Source organism: Pseudomonas sp. TH07 (assembly GCF_016651285.1).
Taxonomy (GTDB): domain Bacteria; phylum Pseudomonadota; class Gammaproteobacteria; order Pseudomonadales; family Pseudomonadaceae; genus Aquipseudomonas.
On record NZ_JAEKED010000001.1, the window covers coordinates 3,176,847 to 3,189,268 of the forward strand.

Below are 12,422 nucleotides of genomic sequence, written 5' to 3' on the forward strand. Positions count from 1 at the left end.
TTATTTGTCATTTTTTATCAGGGCTGCCCGTCATGAGGGCATCGAGCCATGGGCAGGCGGCTCGGGGAGGAGCGCTGAACAGCCGGTCAAGCGACCGGCTGGACACAGTGTTTGTCTCAGATCACAAAAAAGCCATGGGTCGCATCACGCCCCAATTGCGCCACCAGTCCGTATTCCCAATCCAGGTAACCCTGCATGGCTTCGCGTGGGTTGTCGGTGCCCTCGTAGGGCCGGCGATAGCGGTCGATGCGTGGCGCGGCCAGATGCTGGCGGCTTTCTTCCACGGGCAGGCCGGCGGCGATCCAGGCCGTGGTGCCGCCCTTGAGCACAAATACCGGACGCCGGGTCAGGGCTTGCAGTTCGGGCACCACAAAGCGCGCCAACAGGCTGCTGCCACAGGTCAGGACAAAGCGCTGCGGTGCATCGATGCCGGCCAGGGACTCGGCCAGTTGGCTGCGCAGGGCCCACCAGGCCCCGGGAATGTGGCGCTGCACGTAGTTGGCGCTGGCGGTGAAGTCGAGCACCAGGGTCCCGGGCGTTTCCAGCCACTGGGCCAGGGTCTGCGGGCTGATTTCCTCGGCCACGGGCACGGCGGGCAAAGGGGCCTGCCAGGCTCCGGTTTCACTGAAGTCGGCCGCTTGCAGGCCATCGAGCACCGCCACCTGCCAACCCATTTGCGCCAGCCACGAAGCGCTCATGTTGGCGCGCACGCCGTCGTCATCCACCAGCACCAGCCGCGCGCCGCGCACGCTGGCGACGTGGTCGGTCTCCTGTACCAGCTGGCCGCCAGGGGTGGAGCGGGCGCCGGGTAAATGGCCATCGGCAAACTCCTCCGGGGTGCGCACATCGAACAGGTAGGTGGTGCGCTGGCTGTCGGCTTGCCACTGGTGCAACTGGGTACGGTCGATGCGCGCCACCTCGGCCTGGTCGGCCACGGCCCGTGCCGACTGTTGCGCCAGGGCCTGGTTGCCCGGGGTGGCGGCCTTGAAGCGGCGCTGCTGCCCGTGTTCCAGGCGCTGCCCGGCCAGGGTCCAGCCGATGGTGCCGTTGCGCAGGGCCGCCACCGGGTTGGGGATGCCGCCGTTGACCAGGGATTGGGTGCCGATGATGCTGCGGGTGCGCCCGGCGCAATTGACGATGACTTGGGTCTGCGGGTCGGGCGCCAGTTCGCGCACCCGCAGCAGCAATTCGGCACCGGGGACGCTGGTGCTGCCGGGGATGCTCATGGTCTGGTACTCGTCGAAACGCCGTGCATCGAGCACCACCAGGTCAGCCTTGGCGTCGAGCAGGGCCTGGACTTCCTCGGCCGCCAGCGACGGCGTGTGGCGCTGCGCATCCACCAGTTCGCCGAAGGATTTGCTCGGCACATTGACGTCCTTGAACAGCTCGCCGCCCGCCGCGTGCCAGCCGTCAAGGCCGCCCTCGAGCAGCGCCACATCGTGGTAACCCAGGGCTCGCAGGCGTTGCGCGGCCAACTGCGCCAGGCCTTCACCCTGGTCGTAGACGGTGATCGGCGTGTTGCTGCGCGGGATGCGCGCGTACACCTCCAGCTCCAGTTTCGACAGCGGGATATTGGCCGCGAACAACGGGTGGGCTTCGGCGAAGGGGGCTTCTTCACGGACGTCGAGCAGCGCCAGTTCCTGGCGGTCGAGCAGGGCCTGGCGGATCTGGGCGTGGCTGCGGGTGGGGAAATCGGTCATTGCGGGGGCTCCTTCGACAGGTCCCAGAAGTTTGGCAAAAGGCTGTTGGAGTAGCCGGAGATAAAGGGTTTTTCAGTGCCGTCCAGGCCATACACCGCCCGTTTGACCGCGCCGATATTGGCCCCGTAGACGTGGATGCTGATGGACACCTGGTCGGCATAGGCATTGGCCACCTGATGGATATCGCCGATCTGCGGCGACACCGCTTCCACCTGCCCGGGTTCCAGGCGCAGTGCTTCGCCCGCCGCTTGCAGGCGGCCATCGGCCTGGCGCGCGAAGCCCTGGGAGTACTCGGCACCGCGCAGCATGCCGATCAGCCCCCAGACCCGGTGATCGTGAATCGGCGTGCGCTGCCCCGGGCCCCAGACAAAACTGACGATGGAAAAACGCTGCAGCGCATCGGCGTGTAACAGGAACTGCTGGTAGCGCTCGGGGTCCGGCTGGGCGAAGGCTTCGGGCAGCCAATCGTCATGGCTGACCAGCTCGCGCAGCAGGCGTGCGCCGTGGTCCAGGATCTGTGCCTCGGGAGGCTGCTGTTCAAGCAGTTGCGCCAGTTGCTGGACGAACAGCCGCAGGCGTCCCAGGTTGGCCGGGGCGGGTCGGGCGGTTAATGCGTTGTGGGGCATGGGCTCCCTCCGTGGAAGCTGGAAAGTTCGAGGCGAACGACCGCTGTGCGCTAGAAGGTATTATTCTTTTTGGGTATTTTTCCAGTGATTTATTATGCTAAAAAAGAATGAATATAGATGATTTTCAAGGTTCTGCCGGAACCCCAGGGCGCCGTGCCGCGCAACGCCGGCTCATGGCCCGCAAGCGCCGGTTGATTCATCCGCTTATTGCATATCTAAAATTAGGATAAATGCATTTTTTGTATATTAAGTTAGAACCAAAACGAATTTCACGAGGGTTTTTTATGTAGTTAGCATGGGGCTCAACGCGTCGAAAAAGGGAAGTCGAGATGCCCGCGCAAGCCCCCCATTACTCAGTATTGTCCGCATTCCTGCCAGGTTCCGTGCATCGGCAGCGGTCGCGCAGGAGCCACCCATGAGCCTTTCTACCGTGGCCCAGCGCCCGCCGGCGGGGCCGCAGGTGGCGTTATCCCACGCCGGCCTCGACTCGCCTGAATTCGCCGAACTGCTGCAAAACCTGTCCAGCGAGTTTGCCGCCAGTGCCGCGCACTACGACCGGCACAGCGAGTTTCCCCATGCCAACCTGCAGCGCCTGCATGAACATGGCTTGCTGGCCCTGACCGTGCCGCGCCAGTTGGGCGGCAGCGAGGCCAGCCTGGCCCAGGCACGGCGGGTCATTAGCGCCGTGGCCCGGGGTGAGCCGTCCACTGCCCTGGTGCTGGTGATGCAATACCTGCAACACACGCGCCTGCAACACAACCAGGCCTGGCCCCTGCACCTGCGCCAGCGTGTGGCGCGGGAGGCCGTGGAGTCGGGGGCGCTGATCAATGCCCTGCGGGTCGAGCCAGACCTGGGCACCCCGGCTCGTGGCGGCTTGCCCGGGACCCTGGCACGCCGCGTTGAAGGCGGCTGGCGTATCAGCGGGCGCAAGATTTATTCCACCGGGATCCCCGGCCTGACCTGGCTCTCGGTCTGGGCCCGCAGTGACGACGCCGAGCCGCAAGTGGGCACCTGGCTGGTGCACCGCGAGACCTCGGGGATCAGCGTCGAAGAAACCTGGGATCACCTGGGCATGCGCGCCACCGGCAGCCACGACGTGATTTTCGATGAGGTGTTCGTGCCCCTGGAGCAGGCGGTGGATATCCAGCCGGCCAACGTGCCGCGCCCGTCCGAGCTCGACAGCAATGGGGTGCTGTGGCTGGCAGTGCTGCTGTCGTCGATCTATGACGGGGTGGCCCGCGCCGCGCGCGACTGGCTGGTGACCTGGCTCGCCGAGCGCACACCGGCCAACCTCGGCGCGCCGCTGGCGAGCCTGCCACGTTTTCAGGAGTTGATCGGACGCATCGACGCCCTGCTATTGAACAACCGGGTGCTGCTGGATGCCGCCGCCGAAGGGCGGATCGCCCCGGGTGAGGCGACCCAGATCAAGTACCTGGTCACCAGCAACGCCATCAGCGCCGTCGAACTGGGTATTGAAGCCATTGGCAATCCGGGGCTGGCCCGGGGCAATCCGATCGAGCGCCATTACCGCGACGTGCTCTGCAGCCGGATTCATACCCCGCAGAACGACGCGATCCTCAGCGCCGCCGGGCGTGCCGCGTTTGCCTTGCCCGCCCGGGGAGCCCAGGCATGACCCGTATCGCCAGCCAGCTGGACGCGGCCTTCAATGCCCGCCTGCGGGTGCTGCTGCCGGATGTCGAGGTGCTGGAGTTGCCCCGGGGGCTGCCCCAGGCGTTGCCGGTGGATGTGCGGGTCTTGCTGGCAGCGCCCCATGGCGATTTTCGCGATGCCGTGGAGCCGCCAGCGGGCTGGCCCTTCGGCTTGCAGTTTGTGCAACTGGTGACCTCGGGCCTGGATTATTTTCCCCGCTGGCTGTTCGACAGCCTGCCAGTGGCCAGCGCCCGGGGTAGCACCGCCGAGACCATCGCCGAGTTTGCCCTGGCCGCGATTTTCGCAGCAGCCAAGCAATTGCCCCAGGTGTGGATCGAGGCTGCCGAGCACTGGCAGCAACGTCCGCTGGCGGCGGTGGCGGGCAGCACCCTGGGCCTTTTCGGCTTTGGCAGCATCGCCCAGAGCCTGGCACCCAAGGCCCAGGCGCTGGGCATGCAGGTGCTGGCCCTGCGTCAATCGACGCGGCCGTTCGAGGTGCCGGGGGTGCAGGCGGTGGCTGATTTGCAAGAGCTGTTCGCCCGGGCCGATCACCTGGTGCTGGCGGTGCCGCTGACTGCGCAGACGCGGCACATCATCGATGCCCGGGTCCTGGCCTCGGCCAAGCCGGGTTTGCACCTGATCAATATTGCGCGCGGGGCGTTGATCCAGCAGGCGCCGTTGCTGGCGGCCCTGGATTCGGGGGCGGTCGCGCTTGCCAGCCTGGACGTCGCCGACCCTGAGCCGTTGCCGGCCGGGCATGCCTTTTATCGCCATCCGCGGGTGCGCCTGTCGCCCCATACCTCAGCCAATTCGCCTCAGGTCTATCTGAATATCGCGCAGTTGCTGGTGCGCAATATCCAGCGTTTTGACCAGGGGCTGGAGCTGGAGAATCGGGTGGAGGTGGGGCGTGGGTATTGAACTGGGCAGTTGCGGATCTTCAGCGGCCAACTGGGCCCGCGCAGCCTGGCGAGGCTCGTCAGCGGCTACGAGGGGCGTGGAATTTTTTGCAGGGGGAGAGCGGGCATGACGGCATATAAGCGCCCGGCGGTGTATGACTTGCCGCGCCAGGGGCACACGGTGTTGCGTTGGGATCAGCCGCCGCAGCAGGCGACGGTCGAGCTGGAGCGGGTGCAGCGCAAGCAAAGCCTGGCGGCGGCGTTCCGGGTGTTTGCCCGGCACGGTTTCGACATGGGTGGCGCGGGGCATATCACCGTGCGCGACCCGGGGCGGCCGGATCATTTCTGGGTCAACCCGGTGGGGGTGTATTTCGGGCATATACGGGTGTCGGACCTGCTGCTGGTCAACCCCCTGGGCGAAATTGTCGAAGGCGAGGGCGCGCTGAACCTGGCGGCCTTTGCCATCCATGCGGCGCTGCACGAAGCGCGCCCGGAAGTGGTGGCCGCGGCCCACGCCCATTCGCTGTACGGCAAGGCCTGGTCGAGCCTGGGGCGCCTGCTGGATCCGCTGACCCAGGACGCCTGCGCCTTTTATGAAAAGCACGCGTTGTTCGACCAGTTTTCCGGCGTGGTGCTCGACAGCAGCGAAGGCGCGCGCATTGCCCAGACCTTGGGCCAGCACCCGGCCTTGATCCTGCAAAACCATGGCCTGCTGACCGTGGGCCAGACCGTGGAGGCCGCGGCCTGGCGTTTTATCGCCATGGACAACGCCGCCCAGACCCAGCTGTTGGCCGAGGCTGCCGGTACGCCGCGGCCGATCCCGCCTGACGTGGCGCGCCACACCGCACGCCAGGTCGGCACCGAATTCGGTGGCTGGTTCAGTTTTCAGCCTTATCACGCGCGGATCTTGCGTGATGAGCCGGACTTTCTCGATTAAGGATGTGCCCATGCAGCGTCGTCGTTTTCTCCAACTCTCGGCCCTGGCCGGCCTGGCCAGTGTCGCCGGCGGCATGCCGCGCTTGAGCCTGGCGGCCCCGGACCTCAGTGGCGTGACCCTGAACGTGGCCACCTACAAGGGCGCGGCGCCGACCTTTTTTCCCGAGGCCGGCATCGAAACCCCGCCGTACAAGGTCAAGTACGCCGAATTCACGGGCGGCAACCTGAGCTTCGAGGCACTGGTCAGCGGCACGCTGGATATCTCGCCGATGAGTGAGATCCCGCCGATCTTCGGCATCAAGAACCACGCCCCGGTCAAGTTGATCGCGGTGCTCACCGGCGACGTCAACAACCAGGCGTTCCTGGTGCCAAAGGGTTCGACGGTACAGTCGGTGGCCGAGCTCAAGGGCAAGCGCATCGGCTATATCCGCTCCACCAGCTCGCACTACTTCCTGCTCAAGGCCCTGAAGGAACAGGGCCTGGGTTTCGACGACATCATCCCCCTGGCCCTGACTCCCCAGGACGGCTTTGCCGCGCTGCAACATGGCGCGCTGGATGCCTGGGTCAGCTTTGGCTATTTCATCCAGCTCGCCGAGTTGCGCGCCGAGGCCCGGGTGCTCAAGACCGGGCAGGGGTATTTGTCCGGCAACTACGTGATTGCGGCGAACCAGGCGAGCATCGCCGACCCGCTCAAGCACGCGGCGATCACCGATTACATCCTGCGCGAGTACCGCGCCTGGCAATGGATTGCCAGCCACCCGGAGGAGTGGGCGAGCAAGAGCGCGAAGATCCTCGGCATGCCGCGTGAAGTGTTCCTGGCCCAGTACCGGGCCCAGAGCGGGCCACGGATTTTGCAGCCGGTGGACGACGCGGCGGTCAAATCGCAGCAAGACGTGGCCGACCTGTTTTTCGAAGCCGGCGTCCTGCCCCAGGCGCTGGACGTCTCCGGCCTGTGGGACCGCAGCTTCCGCTGGAGCTGAACCCTCGCCACCGGTAGCCGCGTGCCAATGACCTGTAGCCGCTGCCGTGCCTGCGAGGCTGCGCTGTCCATCCATAACGCCGCGTATCTGTCCTGCATATTCCGGCGCTTGAGAGGGCCAGCGCAGGCTCTGCAGCGGCTACGGGAGTACGTCTATCCATTCCCCCAAGGCCACGGAGGCCTCGATGTTTGCCCACTCTCTTTTAGTGCTCGCGCTGGCCAGCCCCCTGGCCCTGGCCGCTGAAACCCCGCTGCAACTGCACCAACGCCTGACCGTCCTCGACAGCCACCTCGACACCCCGATGCAACTCGCGCGCCCGGGTTGGGACATCACTCAGCGCCACAGTTTCGCGGCCGATTTGTCCCAGGTCGACCTGCCCCGGATGCGCGAAGGTGGCCTGGACGGCGGCTTCTGGGCGGTCTTCACGCCCCAGGGCCCGCTGACTGCCGAAGGCCGGACCCTGGCCAGCGAGCACGGGCTGGCGGTAATCACGCGGATCCGCGACCTGATCGCCGCGCACCCGGCGGAGTTCGCCCTGGCCCTGCGCGCCGAAGACGTTCCAGCGATCGTCGCCCGTGGGCAGCGGGTGGTGTTTATCAGCATGGAAAACGCCGAGCCCCTGGCCGCCGACCCCCAGCGCTTGCAGACCTACCAGCGGCTGGGCCTGCGCATGCTCGGCCTGGTGCATTCGGCCAATAACGACTTCGCCGACTCGGCCACGGCCCTGCCGCAATGGCGCGGCCTCAGTCCGGCAGGGCGCGAGCTGGTGGGCGAGGCCAACCGCCTGGGGATCCTGCTGGACGTGTCCCATGCTTCGGATCAGGTGTTCGATCAGGTGCTGGCGCTGTCCACGGCGCCGATCATCGCTTCCCACTCCAGCAGTCGGGCGATTACCCCCCACCCGCGCAACCTCGATGACCGACGCCTGCGAGAGCTGGCGGCCAAAGGCGGGGTGGTGCAGGTCAACAGCTTCGGCAGTGACCTGATCCAGCGCCCGCCCAGCCCCGAGCGCGACAAGGCCCTGGGACCGCTGTACCGCGAGTTTCGCCTGGCGGCAAGCATGAGTCCGGAGCAGGTCGCCGACCTCGCCGCGCGTATCCGTGAGGTCGAGGCGCGCTACCCGCAACCCCAGGCCAGCCTGGACGACTACATGCAGCACCTGCTGCACATCCTGCAAGTGGTAGGCCCCGAGCATGTCGGCATCGGCGCCGACTGGGACGGTGGCGGTGGGGTCGAGGGCCTGGCGGACGTCACCCAACTGCCGCGGATCACCGAGCGCCTGCTGGCGGCGGGGTACGGCGAGCAGGACCTGGTCAATATCTGGGGCGGCAACCTGTTGCGGGTTTTGACGGCGGCCCAGGGCAGGGCGGTTCGGTAGAAGGGCTTCTATTTCAGGTCAAATGGAAGGCCTGTTTTATGCGCAGGATCGTTTGTGGCAGATCTTCAGCCAGTCCCAAGGCCGCCGGATCTACGTCCTGCCCGGACAACTGAAGCAGAAACTGCTGCAAGTCCTCGGCTATCTGGCCGGGAAGTATCGTGGAGCTGGGTGCAAGGAGGACTGATAGACCGAGGATATCGTTGCGGTGTTTGCGAATGCTCCTGCTGTCGACATGTTCGCCCTGGCCCTGTCGCTCGCTCATGTTCAGCCAGGCGTGGGCCTTGAGAGGAATCAGCCGATCCGCTCCGATGTGGGTGATGGCGTCGATCTGCTGCTTGCCTGCGATTAAAAAGTCGTAGTACTCATCGTCGAGCAAGATAGCGGACAAACTTGAGACGGCTTCGTCGATGGGAATAGGCGTCAGGATTGCGCCTTGCGCAAGGTCGATTCCTGTGGGGCTGCGTGAGAAGAGTTCGATCTGCGCAGGAAAGCTGCTATCCGCCGGCGTCATGAAACGGTAGAGAACCGGCTGTTGGTTGCTGCGTTGCTTGATCTGATAATCGCCCGCCCGGATGAACTCCCAGAAGCGCCTGGCAAATGCACCGTCCAAGGCTTCGATGATAAGGACAAGGTCCAGATCCTTGGTGGCTCTGAACGCCTGGCCGGCTTGCTCCATGCTCAAATAGGCGGCTACGCCTCCGATCATCACGTAGCGATCTGTGTAGTCGGCAAAATACTCACGAAAGCGGTCCAGTCCCCTTACCATTTCATGTCTCCTTCAAGTTGGCTCAAGCCGATCTGTATCCGTTCATCCTTGCTGTCCTGCAAGCTCAGGATCAGCGAGAAAGGATCGACGTAAGGAACCGCCCAAGCATAGACGGTGGGGTCGTAGGACCAGATCTGCAGGGCACAGGCGGCTTCCTCGGGAGCCACTTCGGTGATGGGCTCCGCTGCGTTTTGCAGGGCGTTCAGGGTTTCACTTGAGCAGGCATAAATGGCCAGCCAGGGTTCGACCAGCAGGGTCTGTCGGGCCAGTGCCGATTCGCCGGCGAGCAGCAGTGGCTGTCCATCCAGTAGGGGGACCCGGTTTAGCCACAGGGTCCTTTTGACCGGGGAGCGCATGTGCTTTCTGGCGTTTTGCCAGAGTTGTCGAGCTGGAACATGGATTTCGATGTGCTGCTGCTTGTCCGCCTCAACGGTAATCAACCCCAGTCCCTTCAGCTCTTTGACGGCACGGGAAATGGTCATTTTCGAGTACTTGAAAGGCTGGCCCAGCGTGGCCTGGGATAACTGTAGGGAATGCTTCCAGTCGTTCATCAACAGGTGAATCACCATGGCCTGGGTCGCCGGGCTCATGAACTCGGTCTTTTCCTGGCGGGCACGAAAATACTCGCGCAGGTCCAGACCCAGTTCCGGGATGAACAACTGATTTCCCGGCACGATGAATTGCACGCCCCGTTCGATCAGGCGCTTGCGCTCATAAGAGGCCAGGGTCTCGGTGACAAAGACCAGTGGGGACTCGGTCAATTGGCGCAGCGCATCCATGTGCTTTTTTACGTCCGGGAGGCTGACCGAACGCTGCTGGTTTTCCAGCAGGACAATGCAGGTCTGTCCCAACAGAGTCATCTGCAGAATGAAATAGCTACTGTTGAGGTAGTACGGCAGACGCGAGGTCTGGTCCCAGCCGCTGAATGTTGGGGAGTCGCCGAGCACCGTCTCGATATAAGAGGCCAGAGCAGGCAAGTAAGGGGCGGCTAGCTGCAGTTCGGGATTCATGATGCTACCTCTAACATGATTTGTGAACGGTATCATTGATGGTGTTACTGTTCAATAATTATGTTATTTGTGTCTTTCGGTCCTGCCACACTGTCTTCGAGCCGCATTCTCTCCTGGCAGGGCTCTGCATGCGCCTTTCGCAGTATTCTCTCGCCAAGATATGAAACAAAGTAATATTTGCATATGCTTAAAATGTATTTCTCTTATTAAAGTGCTCCCCCTAGGATGGCTTCCCATAGACCCAAGTGACTGATCGTAGCGCTGGGCTATAACCGAATGCACTATCCATCCGCCAGGCAGGGAGCCCTTGCATGCCGTTGACCAGAAGACAATTGATCGCCCGAGTGGCCGCCGTCGGTGGCTTGCAGGCCGCCAGTGCGGTGATGGGCATGCTCGGGGTGAGCGACGGGGCGCAGGCTGCTGAAGAGAACTACGCCGCGCTGCCGACGGCCAGTGTCGGCCACGGTGCCAGCGTGGTGGTGATCGGCGCCGGTATCGGGGGCCTGGTCAGCGCCTACGAGTTGAAGAAAGCCGGGTTCAAGGTGACCCTGCTCGAAGCCCGGGAGCGGGTAGGCGGGCGCAACTGGACGGTGCGTCGCGGCGATCGGGTCGAGTACACCGATGGCAGCGTGCAGGTGGCGGATTTTGCCGATGGCTTCTACCTCAATGCCGGCCCCGGGCGCCTGCCCAGCCACCACCAATTGATGCTCGGCTATTGCCGCGAACTGGGGGTGGAGCTGGAAGTGCTGGTCAACACCAGCCGCAACGCCTTGGTGCGGCCGGACCTGAACCAGCCGGCGCTGCAGATTCGCCAGGCGGTCAATGACAGCCGTGGGCACTTCTCCGAGCTGCTGGCAAAGGCGGTCAATCGCAATGCGCTGGATCAGGAACTCAGCCCCGCCGATCGCAGCAATCTGCTGAGTTTTCTCAAGACTTGGGGCGACCTCTCCGACAAGCTCGAATACCTGGGTTCGGCCCGTTCCGGCTATAAGGTCTGGCCCGGTGCCGGTGACCAGTTGGCGCAGAAGAATGACCCGCTGCCGTTGCAGACCCTGCTCAATCCGGCGCTGACCACCGCGCTGATGATCGACGAATACCCCGAATTCTCGCCCACCATGTTCCAGCCGGTGGGTGGCATGGACCGCATCCCCGAAGCCTTTGCCCGACAGTTGCAGGGCCAATTGCGCCTGGGCGCCGAAGTGCTTGGCATCCACAACCAGGCCGAGGGTGTCGAAGTGGCGTATCTGGACAAGCGCAGCGGCCGCCAGCAGAGCCTGCGCGCCGACTACGTGATCAGTTCCCTGCCGCTGCCGTTGCTGGCCAAGGTCGAAAACAACCTCAGCACCCCGGTGCGCCAGGCCATCGCCCAGGTGCAGTTCGGCTACGCGAACAAGGTGGCCTGGCAGTCGCGGCGCTTCTGGGAAAGCGACTACCAGATCTACGGCGGCCTGTCCTTTATCAATCAGGAAGCCTCCGGTCTGTGGTACCCCAGCGGCGGCTTCAACCAGGCCGAAGGGGTGCTGGTGGCGGCTTACAACAATGGCGAAACCGCGCGCAGATTCGGCGAACGAAGCCTGGCCGAGCAGATCGAGATTTCACGCCAGGCCGTTGAGCTGCTGCACCCCGGCCACAGCCATGAACTGCGCAAGCCCCTGGCGATTGCCTGGAGCAAGATCCCCTACAACCTCGGGCCCTGGATCAACCACGCCGTGGCCGAGCCCGATTACCAGTTGCTGAACCAGGCCCAGGGCCGGGTCTACCTGACCAGCGACGGCCTGGCCCACAGCGGCGTCGGCATCTGGCAGGAAGCCGCTGCCGGCGCAGCGCGGCGCGTAGTGCGCCATTTATTCGAGCGAGCGCAAAGCTCGCCACTCAAGCAAACGGCCTGAAAAAGCCGCGCTTTCATCAAAACAGCAGTCACTGATTTGCCAGGTAGCGGACCTCCGAGGCTGGCATTAAATAACCTTGGAGCGTCTGTCATGCCTTTTAAAAAAGCCTTGTTGGGGTTGGGGATCGTTTTTGCCGCGAGCAGCAGTTGGGCCGCGTCCATCGAGCGTGTGCCGTCGACCTATCCGAATTCGCCGATCCTGCAATCGGTGACCTTGCCCGCCGGCACCGAAGTGACCTACCTCTCCGGCCTGCTGCCGGACCCAGTCGACCCCAAGGCCGGCAAGGAGCAGATCCGCGCCGCCGGCAATACCGAAACCCAGACCCGCGAAGTGCTGCACAAGGTCGAGTCGATCCTGGCCGGCAAGGGCCTGAAGCTGGGCGATGTGGTGCAACTGCGGATCTACCTGGTGGGCGACCCGGCCCTGGGCGGCAAGCTGGATTTCGATGGCCTGCAACGGGCCTTCCGCGAGTTCTTCGGCACTGAAAAACAGCCGCTGAAACCGGCACGAACCACGGTGCAGGTAGCCGGGCTGGTATTGCCCGGGGCCTTGATCGAAGTCGAAACCGTTGCCGCCAGGTCGCACTAAGCG

General features: G+C 64.2%; 11 protein-coding genes. 7 read left to right on the forward strand and 4 right to left on the reverse strand.

From position 1 onward, the window contains the following. Window positions 1-116: 116 nt before the first annotated feature. Entirely contained in the window at window positions 117-1,700 is a 1,584-nt protein-coding gene (locus tag JFU57_RS14805) for a rhodanese-related sulfurtransferase (protein ID WP_201129812.1), read from the reverse strand. After that, on the reverse strand, window positions 1,697-2,326 hold the full coding sequence (locus JFU57_RS14810; protein ID WP_201129814.1) for a cysteine dioxygenase family protein: 630 nt from the start codon (window positions 2,324-2,326) through the stop codon (window positions 1,697-1,699). The genes JFU57_RS14805 and JFU57_RS14810 overlap by 4 nt, the downstream gene beginning before the upstream one ends. 415 nt (window positions 2,327-2,741) lie before the next feature. Between JFU57_RS14810 and JFU57_RS14815 the strand changes: the two genes are divergently transcribed. From JFU57_RS14815 to JFU57_RS14835, 5 genes are all read left to right on the forward strand, one after another. Further along, window positions 2,742-3,959 (forward strand): acyl-CoA dehydrogenase family protein, encoded by a 1,218-nt coding sequence (locus tag JFU57_RS14815; protein ID WP_201129816.1) that lies wholly within the window; start codon window positions 2,742-2,744, stop codon window positions 3,957-3,959. Beyond that, window positions 3,956-4,894 carry a D-isomer specific 2-hydroxyacid dehydrogenase family protein gene (locus JFU57_RS14820; protein WP_201129818.1) on the forward strand — a complete coding sequence of 313 codons (939 nt, stop codon included), beginning with the start codon at window positions 3,956-3,958 and terminating at the stop codon, window positions 4,892-4,894. Before JFU57_RS14815 ends, JFU57_RS14820 begins: the two co-directional genes overlap by 4 nt. 105 nt (window positions 4,895-4,999) lie before the next feature. Next, window positions 5,000-5,809 (forward strand): class II aldolase/adducin family protein, encoded by an 810-nt coding sequence (locus JFU57_RS14825; RefSeq protein WP_201129819.1) that lies wholly within the window; start codon window positions 5,000-5,002, stop codon window positions 5,807-5,809. Window positions 5,810-5,819: 10 nt separating this feature from the next. After that, window positions 5,820-6,788 (forward strand): ABC transporter substrate-binding protein, encoded by a 969-nt coding sequence (locus tag JFU57_RS14830; RefSeq protein ID WP_020297460.1) that lies wholly within the window; start codon window positions 5,820-5,822, stop codon window positions 6,786-6,788. Between the two features lie 184 nt (window positions 6,789-6,972). After that, window positions 6,973-8,166 carry a dipeptidase gene (locus JFU57_RS14835; protein WP_201129821.1) on the forward strand — a complete coding sequence of 398 codons (1,194 nt, stop codon included), beginning with the start codon at window positions 6,973-6,975 and terminating at the stop codon, window positions 8,164-8,166. Window positions 8,167-8,179: 13 nt separating this feature from the next. Here the strand turns inward: JFU57_RS14835 and JFU57_RS14840 are convergent, their stop codons facing one another. Both JFU57_RS14840 and JFU57_RS14845 read right to left on the reverse strand, forming a co-directional pair. After that, window positions 8,180-8,932 (reverse strand): hypothetical protein, encoded by a 753-nt coding sequence (locus tag JFU57_RS14840; RefSeq protein WP_201129823.1) that lies wholly within the window; start codon window positions 8,930-8,932, stop codon window positions 8,180-8,182. Continuing rightward, a complete protein-coding gene (locus JFU57_RS14845) occupies window positions 8,926-9,942 on the reverse strand; it encodes a MarR family transcriptional regulator (RefSeq protein ID WP_201129825.1) in 1,017 nt (338 codons plus the stop codon). The genes JFU57_RS14840 and JFU57_RS14845 overlap by 7 nt, the downstream gene beginning before the upstream one ends. Window positions 9,943-10,253: 311 nt before the next feature. Between JFU57_RS14845 and JFU57_RS14850 the strand changes: the two genes are divergently transcribed. Beyond that, the gene (locus tag JFU57_RS14850) at window positions 10,254-11,831 is read left to right on the forward strand and encodes a flavin monoamine oxidase family protein (protein ID WP_078473135.1); all 1,578 of its coding nucleotides are present in this window, start codon (window positions 10,254-10,256) and stop codon (window positions 11,829-11,831) included. A gap of 90 nt (window positions 11,832-11,921) precedes the next feature. Then, window positions 11,922-12,419, forward strand: a complete 498-nt coding sequence (locus JFU57_RS14855) for a RidA family protein (RefSeq protein ID WP_078473136.1) — start codon at window positions 11,922-11,924, stop codon at window positions 12,417-12,419. Window positions 12,420-12,422: the final 3 nt, after the last annotated feature.